We start from the raw sequence: 22830 nt of genomic DNA on the forward strand, positions 1-22830 counted from the left end.
ATACGGAAAATCATCCGACGTCGCCGCCTCACGGAACGATCTTGTAGCCGCCGTTCTCTGTCACCAAAATCTCGGCATTGGAAGGGTCGCGCTCGATTTTCTGGCGAAGCCGGTAGACATGCGTTTCGAGCGTGTGCGTCGTCACGCCGGAATTGTAGCCCCAGACTTCCTCGAGCAGCACGTCGCGCGTCACCACCTTCTGGTCGGCACGATAGAGGTAGCGGATGATCGCCGCTTCCTTTTCGGTCAGGCGGATCTTCTGGCCGTTTTCGAGCGTCAGCAGCTTCTGGCTGGGCTTGAACGTATAGGGACCGACGCTGAACGTCGCATCTTCGCTCTGCTCGTGCTGGCGTAGCTGCGCGCGGATGCGCGCGAGCAGCACGGCAAAGCGGAATGGCTTGGTGACATAATCGTTGGCACCGGCTTCGAGACCCAGGATCGTATCGGAATCGGTATCGTGGCCGGTAAGCATGATGATCGGCGCCTTGAAGCCACCCTTGCGCAGGAGTTTGACCGCCTCACGCCCATCCATGTCGGGCAGCCCGACATCCATGATCAACAGGTCGACCTGCTGGGCGCGCGCCGCCTGTACACCCTTGCCGGCAGAGGCTTCCTGGAGAAGATCGAACTCTTCGTAGAGCGAAAGCTGCTCGACCAACGTTTCGCGCAGGTCATTGTCGTCATCGACAAGAAGAATGGTACGGGTCGCCATGGGACAATTCCTGTTTGCTTCCGGTTTCAAACTAACTCAAATGCCCGTGTTGGCAAGCGAACCGGTTTTGGAACCGCGTTATATATGCAACCGTGCTTATGGTGCCCGCCAAATCACGGACAATTCAAAAATCTGTGAGAGAGATGCGCAAGAAAACGTCGGGAAGAAGGCCAGTCAAATCCGTCATCACCGTCCGACCTGCCCCGCTTGATCGCAGGCGTGCACTGGTTACCTTCGATGGCCGCACGGAGCAAGCCGCCATCGGCCGCAGCGGCATCACCAGCCGCAAGCGCGAGGGCGACGGCGCGACGCCACGCGCAGCGATGAAGCTCGTCGGCGGCTATGTCAGGCGCGACAGGATCGTGCTGCCGCCGACGTCACTGCCGACAATGGCAACGCGCCAGGGAATGCTCTGGTGCGATGCTCCCGATCATGCCTGTTACAATCGCCCGGCCAAGGCGCCGTTCGCGCCGAGCCATGAGGAGATGATGCGTGACGATGGGCTCTATGACGTCTGCCTGGTGATGGATTGGAACATGACCAGCCGCCGCCGTCATGCCGGGTCGGCGATCTTCTTTCACCTCATCCGTCCCGGCTACGAGCCGACCCAGGGCTGTGTCGCCATCAGCCTGGCCTCCATGCGCCGGTTGATCCCGCACCTGCGTCGCGGCACCATCGTCAAGGTTCTGTAACCCTTCCGCATCTGCGCCAATATGCCCCCATATCGGCGTTCGACATGAGAATTCGGAAAGCATAACCCGAACGAGAAATCTCGTCGCGCACAACCATAAACACTTCCGCAAGCTCTGACATCTATGTAGCCACAAGCAAGATTTGCAGGGCAAGATTTGCAGGGCGAGTGCAGCCGATGCTGACGACGATGGCCAAAGCGATACCGGTGACCGATGGACGCTTCTTCGGGATAGGGGAGGTTCGCGATCTCGCGGACGGCCCCTTGCAAGGGCCCGATATTGCGCGGCTGCTCGACTGGGTCGAATCCTATCTGATGAACAGTCATCCCGATCTCGGACGAGCCGGCGCCGTCTGCCCCTTTACCCGCCAGGCCGCCAAGATCGATACGGTTCGCCTCGCGATTTCCCGCGCGCGCCCCGGTGACGAAGACGACGCTTTCGCCCTTATCCGTGGTGCGTTCGGCGCGCTTGAAGCCATCCCCTGCAAGCCCGCGATGAAGCATTTCCGCACCGTCATCGTCGGCTTTCCGGATTGCGCCGATCAGGACGGGATCGCGATGTTGAAGCGGATCCAGCGGCGGCACCGGTTCTACTCGCTCGCGCGCGCCCGGATGATCGGCATGATGCATGCAGGTTCCGAGGATCGCGGCCTGTGGAATCCGGACTTCCGGCCGCTGCGCTCGCCGATGCCGGTTCTGGCGATCCGGCATCTGGTCGAAAACGACGCCCCGTTTGCCGCGCTCCATCCCGCTCTCATGGTTGCCTATCTCGCCCGTTTCCCGATCAAGGGAACGCGGCGGCTCGTCAATCACTTCCGAAGCCGCTGAGCCATGCCCGGCCGAGCGACGTCGCCGATCGCCGAGACAATCGAACGGAGTCCGATCCTCGGCCGTTTGGGAGACGACCTTGAAATCAGTGTCGTCACAAGCCTCGAAGGCTTCATGGCCTTGCAGGGGGACTGGGACGATCTGTTCGAGCGAGCGGCAGCACCTCAGCAGGTCTTCCAGCGCCATATCTTCCTGCGCTACTGGACACGGCACTATCTCGACGCAAAGACGCAGCTCTCTATTCTCACCGGCCGTATCGACGGACGCCTTGTCACCGTCTGGCCGCTGGTGCGTCGTCGCGAGCTCGGCATCGACACGCTCGGCTTCATGGGCGCGCCGGTGGCGCAGTTCGGCGACGTGCTCGTGGAAGCCGGCGATACCGGACACGCCTTGCTCGAAGCCGGCTGGAATGCCGTGGAAGCGCTCGGTGCCGACATGTTCTGGGCCCGCCGGGTGCGGTCAGACGCCGCCCTCTGCGGATCAGCCATCGCGGTCGGCGCGTGCCTGCCGGGCGACGTGCAGGCGCCGTTCGCATGCCTGTCGCGTCGGGTGACGGCCGATGGTCCGGGCATCGCCTATTCCGCGCGCGAGCGATCGAACTACCGGCGCCGATTGCGAAGGCTCCGCGAACGCGGCGACATCCGCTTCTCCGAGCCCGGTTCGGGCCCGGCAGCCGAGGCAGCGGTCACGACCGCAATCGCCATCAAGAAAAACTGGCTGCTCGAAAACGCGATCCTGTCGCCGACCGTCATGGACAGCCGCTTCCAGGCGTTCTTCGAAGATCTTGCCGGCGATCTCGCGACGGGCCTGCACGTCTCGGCAATCACCCGCGACGGGAGAGTGATCGGCGTCGACCTGTCCTTCGACTGCAAGGGCCACACCTTCGGCCACGTGCTGGCAACCGACCCTGGCTACGAGCGCGAGGGCCTCGGACGGTTGCTCATCCATCGAACATTCGCGGCGGCCGCCCACCGTGGCAACACGATCTTTGATCTGCTGGCGCCGGCGGACTGCTACAAGATGCAGCATGCCGACGGGCTTGTGGCCATCAGGGACTATGCCTTCGCATATTCCTGGCGCGGCCGGTTGCTGCGCGCGCTCGTCCTGGCGCGACTGCAACCGATGGCCAAGGCCTTGGCAAGGCGCCTGCCGGCCGCCCTGGTGCAAAAGCTTGTGATGCGAAAGATCCGAGCCGGGCAGTCTTCTCAGCCCAGCTGACGCGGCGTGACAAAATCGACGAGACGACACCCGCCTGCAGCCAGGTCCTCCCAGCTGGAGCCGTCGAACTCGAACACGGCAAGCGCCGCCGTCGGAAATTTCTGCTGCATGCGCGCAAGCGCTTCTTGCCTACCCGAACCGGCAAGCTGAAGGGCGAGATCCTCCATGCCCGGATTATGCCCGACGACAAGCAGGTTGCGGATGGCCGGGTCGACCGCACGAATGGTGGCCAGAATGGCCGGTGCTGCAACTTCGTAGATGTCGCGTGTCTCACGGGCAGGGATTGGCGGCGGCAGGATACCCTTGACCAGCGTCCAGGTTTCCCGAGCCCGCCGCGCCGTGGAAACGATCGCCAGTCCGGGGATCAACCCTTTTCGCTCCATGTAGGCGCCGACCAGCGGCGCCGCCTTGCGGCCGCGCTCGCCAAGCGGTCGATCGTGGTCAGGAACACCTTCGGGCCAGGCGGACTTGGCGTGGCGCAACAGCATCAGGCGGTATGTCTGCGTCCTGTGATCCCTGGCCATTACGTCCTCCCTCGCAACGACGTGCGATCCTCACTGACAGGTATCGGGTTATTCTGGCATCACACCGCCATTTTGTCCCGGCAAGAGTGGACCATAAAAAAGGCCGCCCCGAAGGGCGGCCATCAACGCCGGAAAAGCTCAAGAACCGGCTTATGTCCACGCGCGCGGGATTATTTCCGCGCGCGCCCGATCATTTCCACTCGCGAATGTCGACGAAATGTCCGGCGACCGCAGCGGCTGCCGCCATTGCCGGCGACACCAGGTGCGTGCGTCCCTTGAAGCCCTGACGTCCTTCGAAGTTGCGGTTGGAGGTCGAGGCGCAACGCTCGCCCGGCTTCAGCCGGTCGTCGTTCATCGCCAGGCACATGGAGCAGCCCGGCTCGCGCCAGTCGAAGCCGGCTTCGCGGAAGATCTTGTCGAGGCCTTCGGCTTCCGCCTGCTCCTTGACGAGGCCGGAGCCCGGAACGATCATCGCCGAAACCGTCGACGCGACCTTGCGGCCCTCGACGACGGCGGCAACGGCGCGAAGGTCCTCGATGCGACCGTTGGTGCACGAGCCGATGAAGACGCGGTCGATCGCTATGTCGGTGATCTTGGTGCCGGGCTTCAGGCCCATATAGTCGAGCGCGCGCCACTTGGAGGTGCGCTTGTTTTCTTCCGGGATTTCATCCGGGTTCGGGACGATGCCCTGAACCGAAATGACGTCCTCGGGCGACGAACCCCAGGAGACGATCGGCGGCAGATTGGCCGCGTCGAGCACGACGACGCGATCGAAGTGTGCGCCCTCGTCCGTGTGCAGCGTCTTCCAATAGTCGATCGCCATCTCCAGCGCCTTGCCCTTCGGCGCGCGCGGCTTGTCCTTGATGTATTCGAAGGTCGTCTCATCAGGCGCGATCAGGCCGGCGCGGGCGCCGCCTTCGATCGTCATGTTGCAGATGGTCATGCGACCTTCCATCGACAGCGCGCGGATGGCTTCGCCGGCAAACTCGATGACGTGGCCGGTGCCGCCGGCAGTGCCGATTTCGCCGATGATGGCAAGGATGATGTCCTTGGCGGTGACGCCAGGCGGCAGCTGGCCGTCGACACGCACCAGCATGTTCTTGGCCTTCTGCTGGATCAGCGTCTGGGTCGCCAGCACGTGCTCCACTTCGGACGTGCCGATGCCGTGTGCCAGCGCACCGAAGGCGCCGTGCGTCGAGGTGTGGCTATCGCCGCAGACGATGGTCATGCCGGGCAGCGTAAAGCCCTGCTCGGGGCCGACGATATGCACGATGCCCTGGCGCTTGTCGTTTTCGGAGTAGTATTCAACCCCGAACTCGGCCGCATTGGTGGCGAGCGCCTCGACCTGAATGCGGCTTTCCTCATTCTTGATACCGAGGTGGCGATCAGGCGAGGTCGGCACGTTGTGGTCGACGACGGCGAGTGTCTTTTCCGGAGCACGGACCTTGCGGCCGGCCATGCGCAGACCTTCGAATGCCTGCGGGCTCGTCACCTCGTGAACGAGATGACGATCGATGTAGAGAAGACAGGTTCCATCGTCCTGGCTGTTGACCAGGTGGTCGTCCCAGATCTTGTCATAGAGAGTACGCGGTGCGCTCATGGCGATATATCCATCGAATTTTCGTAAAGAAGGGAAAAGCCGGCAGCAGGGCGGCCGGAAACGCTGATCAAGGGATCAGGATAGGAGGCTTGTCAGCGCCCCGGATACGCGCGCGAAAAAGCGTGCCGGCAGACGCTTGTGGTCCTGCAGCACGACGATTTTCTGCTCTCGACATCCGAACTTGGATTCCATGAGGCCGTACATATCAATTTTTTGACACTTCGGCAATCGGTGGAAGCGGCCTCAACGCTGCTCGGCGCGTCGCAAACGCCGCTCGACCCCCCTCAGGCCCAACGACAGGCCGATGGTGAGGACCAGGTAGACATAGGCAACGATCGAATAGGTCTCGAAGAAGCGGAAGGAACCGGAAGCGTAGACCTTGCCCATCTGGGTGATGTCGGCAACGCCGAGCACCGAGACCAGCGATGAGTCCTTGACCATGGCGACGAAATCGTTGCCGAGCGGCGGCAGGATCACGCGGATTGCCTGCGGAAAGATCACCAGGCGAAACCGCTGGTAACGCGTCAGCCCCAGCGCCTTGGCCGCCTCGACCTGGCCCTTGTCGACCGAGAGGATGCCGGCGCGAAAGACCTCGGCGATGAAGGCGGAGTAACCGATCATCAGCGCCATGATCGCCCGCCACATCAGCGAGATGTCGCGCACCACCACCGGCTCCATCCAGCCCGCCGAAATCAGCGGCGCGGTGATGAAATTCGCGACCACGACGAGCGCCGGCGCGCCGACGAAGGCGATGTAGAACAGGAGGACAAGGATCGGCACGCCGCGAATGACTTCGGTGTAGAAGCGTGCGATCTGGCGAAGGGCCGCATGCTCCGACAGCGCCATCAGTGCGATGCCGAGGCCGAGCGTCGTCGCCAGCACGAAGCCCATCAGGGTCACGAAAACGGTGACGCCGATGCCCTTGAGGACGACGTTGAAGACCTCGGTATAGATATCATTGGTGACGATAACGGCGGCGAGCGCCACGGCAATCACGAGAAGGGCGACCAGCCACCAGGGATAGTCGCCCTTTGCGGACATGTCAGAAGAATTTGGGGAGGCCATTGCCTGCGATCAGCCGCCCATCTTGTAATCGAGGAACCACTTCTTGTCCAAGGCGTCGAAGGTTCCGTCCGCCTTCAGCGCCTTGATCGCGGCGTTGATCGGAGCGACCAGATCGGAACCCTTCGGGTAGATGAAGCCGAAATCCTCAGTGCCGAGCGGGCCGCCGACGACCTTCAGCTTGCCTTCCGACGAATCGACATAGCCCTTGGCGGCAACGCTGTCGGTGAGAACGACATCGACGTCCCCGGCCTTCAATGCCTGCACGGTCGCACCGAAGGTTTCGAACAGCTTGACGCGCGGGTTCTGCTCGTTGCCATCGAGCATTTCGTAGACGGCGGTGTAGAACGGCGAGGTGCCCGGCTGCGCACCAACCAGGCCGTCGGCAAAGGCGCCGAAGCTCTTGCCGTCGTTGAAGCGAGCCTCGTCGCCGCGTACCAGCATGAACTGCTGCGAGCGCATATAGGGGTCGGAGAAGTCGACCTTCTCCTTGCGGTCGTCCTTGATGGTGATGCCGGTCATGCCGATCTGGTACTGGCCGTCATGAACCGCCTGGATCATCGCATCCCAGCTGGTGTTCTGATATTCGACCTTGAAATTGAGACGCTTGGCGATCTCGTTCATCGCGTCGTATTCCCAGCCGATCGCCTCGCCGGTCTTCGGATCGACGAACTGCAGCGGCGGATAGGCGTTTTCCGTGACGACGACAACCGTCTTGCCGCCGAGATCCGGCAGGTCGCTGGCGAAAGCCGATGCAGAAAAAGCAAATGGAACGGCAAGTGCGGCTGCGATGCCCGCAAGCACATGGCGACGGATTGTCATTGGAAGAACTCCCGAAAAGTGTGGCAGCGAAAAATGTCACGGATTGTGGAGAAAAGACAAGCGCATAGTACCAAAAAAGAAAGGCGGCCCAAGGCCGCCTTTCCAACAATCCGAAAGGATTGAAATCTTATTCCGCTGCAGCTTCTGCTGCCTTGGCGGCTTCTGCTGCTGCCTTGGCTTCTGCGGCTTCGGCTGCTGCCTTTTCGGCGGCCAGAGCCTGAGCTGCTGCGATCTTTTCAGCTTCGATGCGTGCCTTTTCCTCGGCAACGGCCTGGCGCTCGGCGTCGTTCAGCTTGCGAGCGCGCGTACCGGTGTTTTCCACGATACGAGCCGACTTGCCGCGACGATCGCGCAGGTAGTAAAGCTTGGCGCGACGGACCTTACCGCGGCGAACCACTTCAACGCTCTCGACGAGCGGCGAGTAAACCGGGAATACGCGCTCGACGCCTTCGCCGTAGGAGATCTTGCGAACGGTGAAGCTTTCGTTGATGCCGCCGCCCGAACGAGCGATGCAAACGCCTTCATAAGCCTGAACGCGGGTACGCGAGCCTTCGACAACGCGGACGTTGACGCGCAGCGTGTCGCCTGCGGAGAAATCGGGGAGCGTGCGCTTGGCGGCAATCTTGGCGGCCTGTTCGGCTTCCAGCTGCTGGATGATGTTCATCGGGTTAACCTTTCAAGTTCTTCTGAAACAGCCAGAGCGCTCTCGATCGACCTGTCGGACATGCCTTCAGATGTTGCCGGACCCGGCAGGAGCGAATTCACCATTCTTTGTTGGTGGTCGACGGGCAAAAACCCGAACCGGGGCGGCACTTACACGAAGAAACTCCGCTTGTCATCCCCGAAAGCCATATTTTCCGGGCCATGGAGGCGTTCGGCGCGAATTCTATCAGAGATTTCGAAAGAACGCGCATGGAAACGCAGGCGAACGCGGGCTTGCGGCCGCAAAGCCTGCGGGCTATGCCGGGCTGGGTAGTGGGGGGAGACCATGCAGTTCTTCGAAATACTTCTGCTTTTCGTCGCCGGTTTCCTGTCGGGCATGGTCAATGCGATTGCCGGCGGCGGCACCTTCCTTACCTTCGGCGCCATGACCCTTGGCGGCTTGCCGCCGATTGTCGCCAATGCGACCTCGTCGATCATCCAGCTTCCCGGCTACATCACCTCGGCGCTTGCCTATGCCAAGGAGATCCGCGCCGATCGCCGCCAGGCGATCCAGCTCGGCATCATCTCGGCGGTCGGTGGGCTCGCCGGCGCCGTGCTGCTGATCTCGCTCTCGAACGCCTCGTTTCGCGCGCTCGTCCCGTGGCTGCTGATCGCCGCAACGGCGATCTTCGCCGCCGGACCACTGCTGAAGCCCAAGGCGCGCATAGACGAGCATGCGATCAGTCCGGCCGGCATCGTCAGCCAGTTCGTAACCTCGATCTATGGCGGCTTCTTCGGCGCCGGCATGGGCATCATGATGCTGGCGGTGCTCGGCCTTGCCACCGGCGGCGGCTATCACCGCCTGAACGCCCTCAAGAACTTCATCTCGATCGTCATCGCCACCATCGCTATCGTCGTCTTTGCTGCCGGCGGCGTCGTGTCGTGGCTGCACGCAGCGGTCATGGTTCCTGGCGCGGCCCTGGGCGGTTACATCGGCGTCTGGGCGGCACGGCGTGTGCCGCAGGCGGTGATCCGGGCCCTGGTCGTGGCGATCGGGTTGCTGCTCGCCGCCTACTATTTCTTCACGGGTTGAACAAGGAGATCAGGCCGACGCTCTTCGGTCAGCCGGCGCGCCTCAATCTCGCGCCATTTGGCGATGGCGCCGTGGTTGCCGGAGGTCAGAACCGGCGGGATCTCCCGGCCCTCGAAAACCTGCGGCCGGGTATAGTGCGGATGCTCCAGCAGTCCGCCCTCGAAGCTTTCGTGAACGCCGGACAGCTCGTTGCCCATCACCCCTGGCAGGATGCGAACGACGGCATCCAGCAGTGTCAGCGCCGCCGGCTCGCCGCCCGAAAGAATGTAATCGCCGATCGACACTTCCTCGAGTTCGCGCCCGTCGATGACGCGTTGGTCGACGCCTTCGAACCGGCCGCAGACGATCACCACGCCGGGGCCATCGGCAAGTTCGCGCACGCGCTTCTGCGTCAACGGCCTTCCGCGCGGGCTCATCAACAGTCGTGGGCGATGATCGTCCCTGGACACCGCGTCGATCGCGCGGGCGAGAACGTCGGGCTTCAACACCATGCCGGCGCCGCCGCCGGCCGGCGTATCGTCGACTGTGCGATGCTTGTCTTCAGCAAAGTCCCGGATCTGGACGGCATCGATCGACCACTGGCCGCGCTCCAGCGCCCGGCCGGAAAGCGAGGCGCCGAGATGGCCGGGAAACATTTCAGGATAAAGCGTGAGCACCGTTGCGCGGAAGGACATTGCCTTGCCGCTCACTTGCGCTTGGCCGAAAACGGGCTGCCGGGCTCGTCCTTGTCGTCGATGAGACCAGCGGCCAGCGGATCCACCAGCAGCTTGCCGCCTTCAAGGTCGATTTCCAGAACGGACCATTCGGTAAAGGGGATGAGCACGGGACGCTTGCCCGGCCCCTTGAGCTCGAGCAGGTCGCCGGCACCGAAATCGAACACGCCGGTCACGGTGCCATAGCTCTTGCCGCTGCCGTCGACGGCTTCCAGGCCCTCAAGGTCGGCGTAAAAGAATTCGTCTTCGTCGAGATCGTCGTCGGGCAGATTGTCCCGGTCGATGAACAGTTCGAGACCGTTGAGCGCCTCCGCGGCGTTGCGATCGTTGACGCCGCGAAAGCGGACGACGACCACGTTCTTGGCTTCGCGGACTTCCAGCACCTCGAACACGCGCCCGTCGGCGCTATGAAGGTGGCCATAGTCGCCGAGTGCCGTCGGGTCGTCGGTGAACGACTTCACCCTGACCTCGCCGCGCAGGCCTTGGGCCGCACCGATTGTCGCCATCAGAACCGGGTTTTCGATTTTGCTCATCATCCGCATCCGTTTCGGGATTTCAGCGTGCACATAACGGAAAACGGGCGGCATGGAAATGCCGCCCGTTTCCTTCATCCGTTTACCGGAACTTATTCTGCGGCAGCAGCAGCAGCGGCGTCTTCGGCCTTCTGCTTGGCTTCAGCAGCGCGCTCCTGAGCCTTCTTGCCCGGCAGGCCCTTGTTCGGGTTTGCGCGAGCCGGACGCTGGGCGATACCAGCCTGGTCGAGGAAGCGCAGAACGCGGTCGGTCGGCTGGGCGCCCTGGGCGATCCAGTGGCTGATGCGCTCGGCGTTCAGCTCGACGCGCTTTTCGTCGTCCTTGCCGAGCATCGGGTTCCAGGAACCGATCTTCTCGAGGAAGCGGCCGTCACGCGGGCTGCGGGCGTCGGCAACGACGATCTGGTAGTAAGGACGCTTCTTGGAACCGCCACGGGCGAGACGAATTTTCAGTGCCATTTGAGTAACTCCTTGCAGGCTTTATTGACCGCTTCGTTCAAGCGGAATGGGTGGTGCCGACGGTGCCCGCGGACTGCGTGCGATCGGCGGCGATGGCTTCATGATGCCGGATGACTTCCTTGATGATGAAGTTCAGGAACTTCTCGGCGAAATCCGGATCCAGATTGGCATCCTTCGCCAGATGGCGAAGACGTTCGATCTGGTATTCTTCGCGCGCCGGATCGGCCGGCGGCAGATTGTGCTTGGCCTTGAGAACGCCGACCGCCTGGGTGCAGCGGAACCGTTCGGCCAGCATGTGGACGAGCGCGGCATCGATGTTGTCGATCGACTGCCGGTAACCCGCCAATTCTCGTTTGATCTCGGGATCAATCATCTCTCACCGATCCTCACTTCTTCTTCGGCAGGCCGGGAAGGCCGGGGAAACCGCCAAGGCCCGGAAGCTTGGCGCCGCCGAGACCGGGAAGGCCACCGCCGCCAAGGCCCGGCATGCCACCGGGCTTGAGGCCGGCCGCTTCCGCCTGCTTCTGAAGTGCTTCAAGCTGCTTGGGGTCGAGGCTCGACAGATCGGGCATGCCGCCGCCGCCAAGGCCGCCGAGGCCCATCTTGCTGGCAAGGCCGCCCATCATCTGCTTCATCATGCCGCCTTTGCCCTTGCCGCCCATCATCTTCATCATGTCCGCCATCTGGCGGTGCATCTTCAGAAGCTTGTTGATGTCGGCGGCATCGGTGCCCGAACCGGCTGCGATGCGCTTCTTGCGGGAATGCTTGAGCATGTCGGGGTTGGCGCGCTCGGCCTTGGTCATCGAGGAGATGATGGCGATCTGGCGTCCGAACAGCTTGTCGTCGAGACCGGCCGACGCCATCTTGTCCTTCATGCCGGCCATGCCGGGCATCAGGCCCATGATACCACCCATGCCGCCCATCTTCTGCATCTGGCGCAGCTGGTCGGCGAGGTCGTTCAGGTCGAACTTGCCCTTGGCCATCTTGGCGGCCATGGCCGCCGCCTTTTCGGCGTCGATGTTCTCGGCAGCCTTCTCGACCAGCGAGATGATGTCGCCCATGCCGAGGATGCGGTCGGCGACGCGGCGCGGATGGAACTCTTCGAGTTCGCCCATCTTTTCGCCGACGCCGATGAGCTTGATCGGCTTACCGGTGACGGCGCGCATCGAAAGCGCTGCACCGCCGCGGCCGTCGCCGTCCATACGGGTGAGCACGAGGCCGGTGATGCCGACGCGTTCGTCGAAGTTGCGGGCAAGATTGACGGCGTCCTGACCGGTCAGCGCATCGGCGACCAGCAGGATTTCATGCGGATTGGACTTCCGCTTGATTTCCGCCATCTCGATCATCAGCGGTTCGTCGATATGCGTGCGGCCAGCGGTGTCGAGGATGACGATGTCGTGGCCGCCGAGCTTGGCGGCCTGCACGGCGCGCGCGGCGATATCGGTCGGCGACTGGCCGGCAATGATCGGCAACGTATCGACGCCGGTCTGGACGCCGAGCTGGCGAAGCTGCTCCTGAGCGGCCGGACGACGCGTGTCGAGCGAAGCCATCAGGACCTTCTTCTTGTCCCGCGTCTTCATCCGGTTGGCGATCTTGCCGGTGGTCGTCGTCTTGCCCGAGCCCTGCAGACCGACCATCATGATGACGACCGGAGCCGGTGCATTGAGGTCGATGGTGACGCCCTCGGAGCCCAGCATGTCGACCAGCTCGTCATGGACGATCTTGACGACCATCTGCCCAGGCTTGATCGATTTCAGGATCTCGGCGCCAACCGCCTTCTCGCGAACCTTTTCAGTGAAGGAGCGCACGACGTCGAGCGCGACGTCGGCTTCGAGCAACGCACGGCGAACCTCGCGAAGCGCCGCGGAAACATCTGCTTCCGACAATGCGCCGCGGCCGGTCAGTCCATTCAATATGGAACCAAGGCGGTCCTGGAGGCTCTCGAACATTCTCACTTCCTTCTGGTTTCCGGTAGCATGCAAACTAGCCGGAAACGTGGGTTCCTTCGCCTGAAAAACAAGGCGCAAAGCCAAAAACCACCCGAGGGCGCAACGCGCTGTCGGATGTTGACCTCCTGGCTCTCTTTATACCTTTACGGGGCCGGGTCGGTGGCTTCGAAGTCATCACTTGCGAAGGAATTTGCCGCGATAAACAGGAAAGCGGCCGAAAAGTCAAGAACGGCGGGCAAATCCCTGAGCAGCGACTTCACACATTGGCGTCAGCGGTGCCGGTTACGACCGCACCAAGCCAGCAGAGCCGCGATCATGGGCCTTCGTCGGTGTCCGGTGCCGCGAGTTCGCGCGCCAGGTCTTCAAAGGCAGTCGCGACGCGCGTCATGACCCTGAGCGCCGCCACCACTTCGGTCTGGTTGATATCGCCCAGAACCGCGTGCAGCAACTCGAGTTCCCGCCGGTGGATCGCCTCGAACAGGTCGCGACCGGCAGCGCTCGGCGCACAGAAATAGGCACGTCGATGTTCCGGATTGGGTCGCTTTTCCAGAAGTCCCTTTTCCAAGAGGCCGACGACGACGCGCAGCACGAACTGCCGTTTCATCGACAATCGCCGGGCCGCTTCCGGCACCGTCAGCGGCTCCCCGCAGAGAAGCTCGAGCACCGCTCTTTCGGCAACCGATATGCCCGAACCTTCCAGCATGCGTTCGATCGAACGGTGCACATTGAGATGGATCGGCCGAACCAGTTTGATGGCCTTGTAGAGACGTTCCTGTTTGTCGAAGCGAACAAGCATAGGGAACAATAGCAATCGAGTTGCTCTATTCAAGAAATTCTTAAGCTCTTCGCCTGCACCCTGTGACGACGGCTTCAAAGCGCCTATCTTTTTCCATCGAAAGCTACCGAACAATCGCCGAGAGAACGACGATGCCGAAGGTCAATGCCTATTATCGGGGACCCACCTCCGACCACTTCGACGGAACGCGATTCTTCAACCCCAACGGCCGGCAGCCGCGGGGCATGGCCGACCTCCTGCGCTGGCAGCTCGGACGCGGCAAGGTGAAGTGGCCGGCACATTATCCAAGCCCATTTCAGCAGGCAAAACCGGAGTTGAGCGTCGAGGCCGCCCGCCTGCGGGTGACGATGGTGGGGCATGCGACGCTGCTCATCCAGGTGCACGGCTTCAACATCCTGACCGACCCCGTCTGGGCGCACAGGGCGAGCCCCTTTGCCCTTGTCGGCCCATCGCGGCGCAATCCGCCCGGCATCGAGATGGACGATCTTCCGCCGATCGATCTCGTGCTCGTCACCCATAACCACTACGACCACCTGGACCTCGACACGCTGGCAGCGCTCAACGAGGAGCACAGTCCGCTAATCGTCACGCCGCTCGGAAACGATACGATCATCCGCCGCGCAGCACCGGACGCCAACATATCGGTTCTCGACTGGGGTGGCCGGCTGGGCCTCGAAGACGAGCTCGTGATCCATGCCGAGCCCTGCCATCACTGGTCGGCGCGCGGCTCCGGCGACCGCCGCATGGCGCTGTGGGCGGCCTTCGTCATCGAAACGCCGGTCGGCAAGATCTACCATGTCGGCGACACCGGCTTTCACGGCGGCATCAACTATCGCGCAGCGCGCGAAAAACATGGCGGCTTCCGTCTCGCCAACCTGCCCTTCGGCGCCTACGAGCCGCGCTGGTTCATGCAAGATCATCACCAGAATCCGGAGGAGGCGGTCCAGGGTATGCTCGACTGCGCTGCCGAACATGTGGCCGGGCACCACTGGGGAACGTTCCGCCTGACAGACGAGGGTGTCGATGCTCCGGTGCGCGCCCTCGAGCAGGCGCTTGATGAAGCCGAAATTGCGCGCACCCGCTTCAGGGCCCTGCGCCCCGGCGAAATCTTCGATGTACCGCCCTCTCCACTCACGGGCCAATGAAGCCGACACAGGGAAGCCGGCACTGGTAATTTCCGGGCTTTTCCGCCATATACAGCCCGAATGAAGGGTGCCTCCGCTTGGCGAGGCCGGTTTGGACAATCGCGACATGGCCGACAACGTGCAATTTGCCAGAATGAACGGGCTTGGAAACAAGATCCTGGTCGTCGACATGCGCGGCCGCCGAGACCGCGTGACGCCGCACGCAGCCATCGCGCTCAACGCCGACCCTGCAACCGCCTTCGACCAGATCATGGCGATCCACGATCCCAAGGCTGCCGGCACCGACGCCTGGATCGATATCGTCAATTGCGACGGCTCGATGGCGCAGGCCTGCGGCAACGGCACCCGCTGCGTCGTCCAGGCGCTCGCCGCCGAGACCGGCAAGAAGGCATTCACCTTCCAGACCATCGCCGGCATCCTGAACGCCCGGGAACACGAGGACGGCACGATATCCGTCGATATGGGCAAGCCGGTCTTTGCCTGGGACAGGATCCCGCTTGCCGAGGAGTTTGCCGATACCAGCCGTATCGAACTGCAGATCGGGCCGATCGATAGTCCCGTCCTGCATTCGCCGTCGGCCATGTCGATGGGCAATCCGCACGCGGTTTTCTGGGTCGACAAGGACCCGATGTCCTTCGACCTCGATCGGTTCGGCCCGCTCCTCGAGAACCATCCGATGTTCCCCGAGCGCGCCAACATCACGCTGGCACAGCTGCTTTCGCCCTCGTCGCTGCGCACTCGCACTTGGGAACGCGGCGCCGGACTGACGCTTGCCTGCGGCTCGGCCGCCTGTGCGGCTGCCGTCAGTGCCGCGCGCACCGGTCGCACCGGTCGCAAGGTGGCGATCGACGTGGCCTCCGCCCCCGCGCCGGCCCGGCTGACAATTGAGTGGCGCGACGACGACCATGTCGTCATGACCGGACCTGCCGAATGGGAATGGTCTGGAACCGTCGATCCGGCAACCGGCGCGTGGCAACGCGACGAGACCCAACCGGGAACCGCCGAGGCCCGGGCGCTTTGAGCGGCGTCGAGGTCATAACCTTCGGCTGCCGTCTCAATACCTACGAATCCGAAGTGATGCGGGCGGAAGCCGAAAAGGCGGGGCTGAATAACGCCATCCTCGTCAACACCTGCGCGGTGACCGGTGAGGCCGTGCGCCAGGCGCGCCAGGCCATCCGCCGTGCCCGCCGCGACAACCCGCATGCCCGCATCATCGTCACCGGCTGCGCCGCGCAGACGGAGAAGGAAACCTTCGCCGGCATGGCCGAGGTCGACGCCGTGCTCGGCAACGAAGAGAAGCTGAAAAGCGCCTCCTATCGATCGCTGCCCGATTTCGGCGTCTCGGCAGAAGAAAAACTGCGCGTCAACGACATCATGAGTGTGCGCGCCACCGCGCCGCAGATGGTCAAGCATATCGACGGCCACGTGCGTGCCTTCATCCAGGTCCAGAACGGCTGCGATCACCGCTGCACCTTCTGCATCATCCCCTACGGCCGCGGCAATTCACGCTCGGTGCCGATGGGGGCCGTGGTCGACCAGGCGCACAAGCTCGTCGATGGCGGATACTGCGAGATCGTTTTGACCGGCGTCGATGCCACCAGCTACGGCGCCGACCTGCCGGGAACGCCGACACTGGGGTTGCTGGCAAAGACACTGCTGAAGCAGGTTCCGGATATCCGTCGTCTGCGCCTTTCCTCCATCGACGGCATCGAGGCGGACAGCCATCTGTTCGATCTGATCGCCGGCGAAACACGCTTCATGCCGCACCTGCACCTGTCGCTGCAGCATGGCGACGACATGATCCTGAAGCGCATGAAGCGTCGCCATTCGAGCGCCGACGCCCGCGCCTTTGCTGATCAGGTCCGGCGCCTTCGCCCGGAGATCAGCCTTGGCGCCGACATGATCGCGGGTTTCCCGACGGAAACCGAAGAGATGTTCGAGAATGCGATGCGGCTGGCCGAGGATTGCGGCATCGCCCATCTGCACGTCTTTCCCTACAGCCCCCGCCCCGGCACGCCGGCCGCGCGCATGCCGCAGCTCGACCGGGCGCTGGTCAAGGATCGCGCCGCGCGGCTTCGCGCTACGGGCGCGGCGCTGCATGCCCGCCACCTCGACGGCATGGTTGGCAGCGAACAGACATTGCTGGTCGAAAACAACGGCCTCGCCCACACCGAAAATTTCACGCTCGTCGATGCCGCCGGTCTAAAATCCCGTGCGCTTGTGCCGGTCACGATCACCGGCCACAATGGCAAGCACCTGACGATGCAGGTAAAACAGATGGCTGCGGCCTGACTCATGCGGAATCCCTGAATGGCAATCGGTTTCATCAAGAAGATCTTCAACTTCGGCAAGGGCACTGTCGAGGAAGCCAAGCCGCAGGATGCCGCGCCGGAAGCGGAGATCGCAGCTGCGGTTGCCGCCGAAGCGCTGCCCGCTCCGGAGCCGGCCCTCGCCGAGGAGATCGCCCCGGTCGACGTCGCCGTCGATGAGCCCGTTGCCGAGCAGCCGAGCGCCGAAGAAGCCTCCGAAGAGCTGCTTGAGCCGTTGTCTGACATCGAAGCGCTGCCGCTTGCGGCCGAGGACCCGATCCGGCCGGCCGAGATCGAGACCGCAGGCGGACCAGCACCGGACGACGCCCACCGCCACACGCCCGTGACCGACGAAGACGCAGCAGCGCCTGTCGAAGCAGCCGTGAAGCCGGAAGTGCTCTCTGAGGCCGCGCAAGAAGCGCTCGACACCTACGCAGCGCTTCAGGAAACTGCCCCCGAAGAGCCGAATATCACGCCGGAAGCGCTGGCCGAGCAGGCAGAAATCGCAGCCGTGGAAGCCGAACCGGTTAGCGACGAAACGAGCGCTACACCGGCCGCCGACGCCGAGCCGATCGAGGACGTCGCCGCGGCAATCGACGATGCTTCCGAGGCGCCAGTCGTCGAAACGCCGGCTCTCGAAGAGCCAGCCCTCGAAACTCCTGTTTCCGAACTTCCCGCAGCAACCAGCCTGCCAAAGGGTTTTGCCAGCGCTGCCGAGCGCGCCGGGCAAGAGCCGGTTGCCGCGCCACAGGCCAAGCTCACCTGGTACCAGCGCCTGCGTCGCGGCCTTGCCCGCACCTCGTCGCAACTGACCGGCCAGATCGCCAGCCTCTTCACCAAGCGCAAGCTCGATGAGGCGACGCTGCAGGATCTGGAGGATCTGCTGATCCAGGCCGACCTCGGCGTCGAGACCGCCATGCGCATCACCGATACGCTCGCCTCCGAGCGCTACGGCAAGGATGTTTCCGGCGAGGACGTCTCGCGCATCATGGCCGGCGAAATCACCAAGGTGCTGTCGCCCGTCGCCAAGCCGCTGGAACTCGATCTCAGCCACAAGCCGCACGTCATTCTCGTGGTTGGCGTCAACGGCACCGGCAAGACCACGACGATCGGCAAGCTCGCGGCGAAGCTGTCGGGTGCCGGCCTCAAGGTGATGCTCGCCGCCGGCGATACCTTCCGCGCCGCGGCAATCGAACAACTGAAGATCTGGGCCGAGCGAACCAAGTCAGACATCGTTTCCTCCAAGCTCGGCGCCGATGCCGCCGGCCTTGCCTACGAGGCATTTCAGCAGGCACGCGAAAAGAAGGCCGACGTTCTGATCATCGATACCGCCGGCCGGCTGCAGAACAAGACCGAGCTGATGGCGGAACTCGAAAAGATCGTGCGCGTGCTCGGCAAGCTCGACCCGGATGCGCCGCACACGGTGTTGCAGACGCTCGACGCCACCACCGGCCAGAACGCGCTGCAGCAGGTGGAGATCTTCCGCAACGTCGCCGGCGTCAGTGGGCTGATCATGACCAAGCTCGACGGCACGGCGCGGGGCGGCATTCTTGTCGCCATCTCCGCCAAGCACAAGCTGCCGGTCTATTTCATCGGTGTCGGCGAAGGCATCGACGATCTCGAACCTTTCGAGGCCAAGGATTTCGCCGAGGCGATCGCGGGCGTTGCCGCCTGACGCCAGATCTTCGCGCGCGCCACACGACGCGCACCGCCACACGGCGACCTATGATCTGTCCGTAAATCGTCTCCGATTTACGGAATCGTCTGGAAGCGTTTGCGCAAGCTGGCTGCCTTGATATGGTTTTGCCGCAAAGCTGGTGTTATGAGCGGCAGGCAGATGCAAAAACAGGATCCCCAGATGTCGACGATCGAGGCTACAAAGCCGCAGAAGGAAGTCAGCCCGCTGTTGAAGCTGGTGCTGGAACTGGGACCGCTGATGGTCTTCTTCTTCGCCAACTCCCGCGGCGAGTGGCTGGCCGGGCATTTTCCGACGCTCTCCGAACTCGGCGGCCCGATCTTCATCGCGACCGGCCTGTTCATGGCGGCCACCGCCATCGCGCTCATCGTTTCCTGGATGCTGACCCGCACGCTGCCGATGATGCCGCTGATTTCGGGTATCGTCGTCCTCGTCTTCGGCGCGCTGACGCTCTGGCTGCAGAACGACACCTTCATCAAGATGAAGCCGACGATCGTCAACACGCTGTTCGGCACGATCCTGCTCGGCGGCCTGCTCTTCGGCAAGTCGCTGCTCGGCTACGTCTTCCACTCCGCCTTCAAGCTCGACGAAGACGGTTGGCGCAAGCTGACACTGCGCTGGGGTTTCTTCTTCCTCGTGCTCGCCGTGCTCAACGAGGTTATCTGGCGCTCGTTCTCCACCGATTTCTGGGTCGCATTCAAGGTCTGGGGCACGATGCCGATCACCATCCTGTTTACACTGGCGCAGATGCCGTTGATCATGAAGCATTCGCTCGATCAGGATAACGCCAAGTGAGCACAGCCATCGACGGCAACGACAGTCAGAACCGGCATGCGCTCCTCTGGTTCATAGCCTGCATCGGCGTTCTCGCGATCCAGGTCATCACCCAGCATCTGATGGGCCGGATCTGGATCTGCGACTGCGGCTACGTCAAACTGTTCGAACCCGTCGTCAAATCCAGCGGCAACTCCCAACATATCGCCGACTGGTACACGCCGTCCCACATCATCCACGGCTTCCTGTTCTATGGCCTCAGCCACCTGCTTCTGCGCGGTAAGCCGCTGACCGCCAAGCTGTTCCTCGCGATGGTCATCGAATCCGCCTGGGAGATTGCCGAAAACACGCCGATGATCATCAATCGCTATCGCTCGGCGACGATCTCGCTCGACTATTTCGGCGACAGCATCCTCAACTCGACGATGGATACGCTGGCGATGGTCGCCGGCTTTATGTTCGCGGCCCGCATGCCCGTCTGGCTGACGGTGCTGATTGCCATCGGCTTCGAACTGTTCACCGGCTGGCTGATCCGCGACAATCTCACGCTCAATGTGCTGATGCTCGTCTGGCCGCTCGATGCGGTCCGCGAGTGGCAGGCGGGGATTTAACGGAATTTCAGAGTTCGCCGCTGCCCCTCAACCCGCTGCCTCGACCTTCTCCCCGCGAGCGGGGAGAAGGAACTTGGGTCACCCGCTACCCTCCTCCTCACACTTGAGCAGAAAGAACTTGGCGCATCGTCTTGGTGCATAGCGGACGAGATTTGGGCAGGCAGATCCCGCGAGTAGCCTTCGCCCCGCATGCGGGGAGAAGGTGGCCGGCAGGCCGGATGAGGGGCATTTTCCGACGACAGCGCTTAGGCTCTTACGACCCGGCAGTAGCCTTTTCGATCGCCGGCATCAGCCCTTCCTTCACGCTCCTCTCGTCGAACGGCCCGACGCGCTTGTAGAGGATCGTACCGTCGGCACCGACGAGGTAGGATTCGGGGATACCATAGACGCCCCAGTCGATCGCCGCCTTGCCGCGCGGATCGACGCCGACGGCGGCAAAGGGATTGCCGAGTTCGCCCAGGAACCTCAGCGCGTTTTCGTTCTGGTCCTTGTAGTTGATGCCGACCACCGTCAGCCGCTCGTCCTTCGACAGTTCGAGAATGAACGGATGCTCCTGCCGGCACGGCACGCACCAGGAGGCCCAGACATTGACCAGCGTCAGCTTGCCCTTGATTGCCGCATCCGTCAGCGCCGGCATCGGCTGGCCGTTTCGCGTAGCACCTTCAAGTGGCGGCATGTCGAGTGTTGGCGCCTTTGTGCCGATCAGCGCCGAGGGGATTTCGCTCACATCCTTGCCCGAGTTGAGTTGGCTCCAGAAGATGGCCGCAAGGGCTGCGAAGATCGCGAGCGGTAGAAGGGCAAGCCCGACGCGCAAGAGCCCCGGCTTGCGCTCCTCGCTGCCGGGCGCGGGCGTGCTCGTCATCGTGTCTCTCCGTTTGATGCTTCCGCCGAGCGTCGGCGCACGCCCGACGCTTCGAGTTCGCGCAATTCGCGCTGGCGCGCCCGCCCGTCGGTGATCACCCAGAGACAGAGGCCGACGACTGTCAGCGTCGCAATGCCATAGCTGGCAAAAACATAGGCCGCATGGCTCATCATCAGATCACACCTCCCGGCCGGCGCTGCGGGCTGCAAGACGGCGAAGCGACGTCACGCGCCGGCGCCAGATCTCGTTGCGCATGGCGGCGATATGCAGCGTGAAGAACAGCAGCGTAAACGCGATTGCCATCACGACGAGCGGGCGGAGAAACTCCGGGTCGATCGTCGGGCCGTCGAGCCTCAAAACACTTGCCGGCTGGTGCAGCGTGTTCCACCATTCGACCGAAAACTTGATGATCGGAATATTGACGAAGCCGACCAGCACCAGCACCGCCGAGACCCGCGACGAGCGCGCCGGATCGTCCATGGCGCGGTTCAGCGCCATCAGCCCGAGATACATCAGGAACAGCACGAAGACGGACGTCAGCCGCGCGTCCCAGACCCACCAGGCGCCCCACATCGGCTTGCCCCAGAGCGAGCCGGTGACAAGCGCCAGAAAGGTGAAGCAGGCACCGATCGGGGCGGCTGCCCGCGACGACACGTCGGCAAGCGGGTGCCGCCAGACGAGCGTGCCGAGGGCGGCGAGAGCCATCACCGAGTAGCACATCATCGACAGCCAGGCGGCAGGCACATGCACATACATGATGCGCACCGTCTCGCCCTGCTGATAATCGCCTTCCGTCGTGAACGACAGCCACAGGCCGACGACGAAGAAAAGTGCCGTCACCACGGCAAGCCACGGCAGCACGCGATCGGCCAGCGCCAGGAACCGCGTCGGGTTGGCGAGATCGCTGAATTTGCGGATGGCAAGGCTGTTTTCGCTCATGATCGCTCTTTAACGCTTAAGGCCTGTTGCTGCAATTGATCCCCGTCAAACACCCCGATCACGATGAGTTTGGCGTCCTGTCGGCTCATCCGCCATAAACATCTTCGATATTAAAGGGTTAGAGCGGAACACGTCCGAAAACCGCAAACAGTTTATCCTTATTCCACCTGATCCGCGTCAGTCGGACGCATGACGAAGCGCCGCTGCGGCAGCGACGGGTCCGATGACGGCAAAAAACAGGGTGATTGCCGCAAGGATCATCAGTGGCGGCAGGAACGGAGCGGGATCTTCGATCGCCGCATAAACGGCGCTGACCCCGAAGATCAGCACGGGAATGGCAAGCGGCAGCACCAGGATCGATACCAGCAGGCCGCCACGCGGCAGCGACACGGCAACGGCCGCACCGACCGCGCCGATGAAGGTGATCGCCGGCGTTCCCACAAGTAACGTCAACATGGTCGCGCCGATCGCAAGCTCGTCCATGTTCATGAACAGGCCAAGAAGGGGCGCGGCGATGACCAGCGGCAGTCCGGTGGCCGTCCAATGGGCGGCGCATTTGACGAACACGGTGACCAGCAGTGGCGTTTCCTGCATCAGCATCAGATCGAGCGAGCCGTCTTCGCGCTCCGCCTGGAACAGGCGGTCGAGACCGAGTAGCGATGCGAGCAGGGCTCCGATCCACAGGATCGCAGGCCCGATCCGCGCGAGCAGGTTGAGGTCGGGGCCGACACCAAAGGGAATGACGGCGACGACCGTCATGAAGAAGAGGACGCCGATCATCGCACCGCCACCGGCGCGAACGGACAGCTTGAGGTCGCGGAGGAAAAGCGCGATCACTTGCACGGTCCCTTCA

Annotated in this window: 26 protein-coding genes; 10 read left to right on the forward strand and 16 right to left on the reverse strand. The window is 63.0% G+C overall.

Translation table 11 applies throughout. From position 1 onward, the window contains the following. Window positions 1-28: 28 nt before the first annotated feature. Window positions 29-712: a response regulator transcription factor gene (locus AC1Q80_RS18790; protein ID WP_492361432.1), complete on the reverse strand. Its 684-nt coding sequence runs from the start codon at window positions 710-712 to the stop codon at window positions 29-31. 143 nt (window positions 713-855) lie between these two features. On the opposite strand from AC1Q80_RS18790, the gene AC1Q80_RS18795 reads away from it, so the two are divergent. The 3 genes from AC1Q80_RS18795 (at window position 856) to AC1Q80_RS18805 (ending at window position 3449) form a co-directional block, all read left to right on the forward strand. Then, on the forward strand, window positions 856-1404 hold the full coding sequence (locus AC1Q80_RS18795; RefSeq protein WP_492361433.1) for a L,D-transpeptidase family protein: 549 nt from the start codon (window positions 856-858) through the stop codon (window positions 1402-1404). A 176-nt stretch (window positions 1405-1580) separates the two neighbouring features. After that, a complete protein-coding gene (locus tag AC1Q80_RS18800) occupies window positions 1581-2231 on the forward strand; it encodes a DUF6875 domain-containing protein (protein ID WP_492361434.1) in 651 nt (216 codons plus the stop codon). A 3-nt stretch (window positions 2232-2234) separates the two neighbouring features. Further along, window positions 2235-3449: a GNAT family N-acetyltransferase gene (locus AC1Q80_RS18805; RefSeq protein ID WP_492361435.1), complete on the forward strand. Its 1215-nt coding sequence runs from the start codon at window positions 2235-2237 to the stop codon at window positions 3447-3449. Here the strand turns inward: AC1Q80_RS18805 and AC1Q80_RS18810 are convergent. The 5 genes from AC1Q80_RS18810 to rplS all read right to left on the reverse strand — a co-directional run bounded on the left by AC1Q80_RS18810 (window position 3437) and on the right by rplS (window position 8121). Beyond that, entirely contained in the window at window positions 3437-3973 is a 537-nt protein-coding gene (locus AC1Q80_RS18810; RefSeq protein ID WP_492361436.1) for a SixA phosphatase family protein, read from the reverse strand. The two genes, AC1Q80_RS18805 and AC1Q80_RS18810, sit on opposite strands and share 13 nt — an antisense overlap. Before the next feature lie 190 nt (window positions 3974-4163). Next, window positions 4164-5573 carry a 3-isopropylmalate dehydratase large subunit gene (gene leuC, locus AC1Q80_RS18815; RefSeq protein WP_173418340.1) on the reverse strand — a complete coding sequence of 470 codons (1410 nt, stop codon included), beginning with the start codon at window positions 5571-5573 and terminating at the stop codon, window positions 4164-4166. Window positions 5574-5816: 243 nt separating this feature from the next. Then, on the reverse strand, window positions 5817-6638 hold the full coding sequence (locus tag AC1Q80_RS18820) for an amino acid ABC transporter permease (protein ID WP_173418341.1): 822 nt from the start codon (window positions 6636-6638) through the stop codon (window positions 5817-5819). 9 nt (window positions 6639-6647) lie between these two features. Beyond that, window positions 6648-7457 (reverse strand): transporter substrate-binding domain-containing protein, encoded by an 810-nt coding sequence (locus tag AC1Q80_RS18825; RefSeq protein WP_173418342.1) that lies wholly within the window; start codon window positions 7455-7457, stop codon window positions 6648-6650. A gap of 127 nt (window positions 7458-7584) precedes the next feature. Further along, window positions 7585-8121: a 50S ribosomal protein L19 gene (gene rplS, locus AC1Q80_RS18830; RefSeq protein WP_173418343.1), complete on the reverse strand. Its 537-nt coding sequence runs from the start codon at window positions 8119-8121 to the stop codon at window positions 7585-7587. A gap of 324 nt (window positions 8122-8445) precedes the next feature. Between rplS and AC1Q80_RS18835 the strand changes: the two genes are divergently transcribed. Next, entirely contained in the window at window positions 8446-9192 is a 747-nt protein-coding gene (locus AC1Q80_RS18835) for a sulfite exporter TauE/SafE family protein (RefSeq protein ID WP_173418344.1), read from the forward strand. Here the strand turns inward: AC1Q80_RS18835 and trmD are convergent. The 6 genes from trmD to AC1Q80_RS18865 all read right to left on the reverse strand — a co-directional run bounded on the left by trmD (window position 9174) and on the right by AC1Q80_RS18865 (window position 13641). Beyond that, window positions 9174-9866 carry a tRNA (guanosine(37)-N1)-methyltransferase TrmD gene (trmD, locus tag AC1Q80_RS18840; protein WP_173418345.1) on the reverse strand — a complete coding sequence of 231 codons (693 nt, stop codon included), beginning with the start codon at window positions 9864-9866 and terminating at the stop codon, window positions 9174-9176. The genes AC1Q80_RS18835 and trmD overlap by 19 nt on opposite strands. An 11-nt stretch (window positions 9867-9877) precedes the next feature. Further along, window positions 9878-10438 (reverse strand): ribosome maturation factor RimM, encoded by a 561-nt coding sequence (gene rimM, locus AC1Q80_RS18845; RefSeq protein ID WP_173418346.1) that lies wholly within the window; start codon window positions 10436-10438, stop codon window positions 9878-9880. 92 nt (window positions 10439-10530) lie between these two features. Then, window positions 10531-10896: a 30S ribosomal protein S16 gene (gene rpsP / locus AC1Q80_RS18850; RefSeq protein WP_173418347.1), complete on the reverse strand. Its 366-nt coding sequence runs from the start codon at window positions 10894-10896 to the stop codon at window positions 10531-10533. A 37-nt stretch (window positions 10897-10933) separates the two neighbouring features. Next, on the reverse strand, window positions 10934-11269 hold the full coding sequence (locus tag AC1Q80_RS18855) for a chorismate mutase (RefSeq protein WP_173418348.1): 336 nt from the start codon (window positions 11267-11269) through the stop codon (window positions 10934-10936). Between the two features lie 13 nt (window positions 11270-11282). Next, window positions 11283-12845, reverse strand: a complete 1563-nt coding sequence (gene ffh / locus AC1Q80_RS18860) for a signal recognition particle protein (RefSeq protein ID WP_173418349.1) — start codon at window positions 12843-12845, stop codon at window positions 11283-11285. Between the two features lie 313 nt (window positions 12846-13158). Continuing rightward, window positions 13159-13641: a MarR family winged helix-turn-helix transcriptional regulator gene (locus tag AC1Q80_RS18865; RefSeq protein WP_492361510.1), complete on the reverse strand. Its 483-nt coding sequence runs from the start codon at window positions 13639-13641 to the stop codon at window positions 13159-13161. A 131-nt stretch (window positions 13642-13772) separates the two neighbouring features. Between AC1Q80_RS18865 and AC1Q80_RS18870 the strand changes: the two genes are divergently transcribed. The 6 genes from AC1Q80_RS18870 (at window position 13773) to AC1Q80_RS18895 (ending at window position 20176) form a co-directional block, all read left to right on the forward strand. Continuing rightward, window positions 13773-14786 carry an MBL fold metallo-hydrolase gene (locus tag AC1Q80_RS18870; RefSeq protein WP_173418350.1) on the forward strand — a complete coding sequence of 338 codons (1014 nt, stop codon included), beginning with the start codon at window positions 13773-13775 and terminating at the stop codon, window positions 14784-14786. 106 nt (window positions 14787-14892) lie between these two features. After that, on the forward strand, window positions 14893-15807 hold the full coding sequence (gene dapF / locus AC1Q80_RS18875; protein ID WP_209790416.1) for a diaminopimelate epimerase: 915 nt from the start codon (window positions 14893-14895) through the stop codon (window positions 15805-15807). Continuing rightward, on the forward strand, window positions 15804-17078 hold the full coding sequence (mtaB, locus tag AC1Q80_RS18880) for a tRNA (N(6)-L-threonylcarbamoyladenosine(37)-C(2))-methylthiotransferase MtaB (RefSeq protein WP_492361437.1): 1275 nt from the start codon (window positions 15804-15806) through the stop codon (window positions 17076-17078). Before dapF ends, mtaB begins: the two co-directional genes overlap by 4 nt. 18 nt (window positions 17079-17096) lie before the next feature. After that, window positions 17097-18770 carry a signal recognition particle-docking protein FtsY gene (gene ftsY, locus AC1Q80_RS18885; protein ID WP_209790414.1) on the forward strand — a complete coding sequence of 558 codons (1674 nt, stop codon included), beginning with the start codon at window positions 17097-17099 and terminating at the stop codon, window positions 18768-18770. 183 nt (window positions 18771-18953) lie between these two features. Then, window positions 18954-19586 (forward strand): septation protein A, encoded by a 633-nt coding sequence (locus AC1Q80_RS18890; RefSeq protein ID WP_173418354.1) that lies wholly within the window; start codon window positions 18954-18956, stop codon window positions 19584-19586. Continuing rightward, window positions 19583-20176 carry a DUF2585 domain-containing protein gene (locus AC1Q80_RS18895; RefSeq protein WP_209790413.1) on the forward strand — a complete coding sequence of 198 codons (594 nt, stop codon included), beginning with the start codon at window positions 19583-19585 and terminating at the stop codon, window positions 20174-20176. Before AC1Q80_RS18890 ends, AC1Q80_RS18895 begins: the two co-directional genes overlap by 4 nt. Before the next feature lie 253 nt (window positions 20177-20429). Here AC1Q80_RS18895 and AC1Q80_RS18900 read toward each other — a convergent pair whose 3' ends face one another. From AC1Q80_RS18900 to ccmB, 4 genes are all read right to left on the reverse strand, one after another. Then, the gene (locus AC1Q80_RS18900) at window positions 20430-21038 is read right to left on the reverse strand and encodes a DsbE family thiol:disulfide interchange protein (protein WP_492361438.1); all 609 of its coding nucleotides are present in this window, start codon (window positions 21036-21038) and stop codon (window positions 20430-20432) included. After that, window positions 21035-21211: a heme exporter protein CcmD gene (ccmD, locus tag AC1Q80_RS18905; protein WP_492361439.1), complete on the reverse strand. Its 177-nt coding sequence runs from the start codon at window positions 21209-21211 to the stop codon at window positions 21035-21037. Before ccmD ends, AC1Q80_RS18900 begins: the two co-directional genes overlap by 4 nt. Before the next feature lie 4 nt (window positions 21212-21215). Continuing rightward, the gene (locus AC1Q80_RS18910) at window positions 21216-21977 is read right to left on the reverse strand and encodes a heme ABC transporter permease (RefSeq protein ID WP_173418358.1); all 762 of its coding nucleotides are present in this window, start codon (window positions 21975-21977) and stop codon (window positions 21216-21218) included. A gap of 177 nt (window positions 21978-22154) precedes the next feature. Then, window positions 22155-22814, reverse strand: a complete 660-nt coding sequence (gene ccmB / locus AC1Q80_RS18915; RefSeq protein ID WP_492361440.1) for a heme exporter protein CcmB — start codon at window positions 22812-22814, stop codon at window positions 22155-22157. Between the last annotated feature and the right edge of the window lie 16 nt (window positions 22815-22830).

It is taken from the genome of Ensifer sp. GW823-FHT05D09 (genome assembly GCF_058795755.1).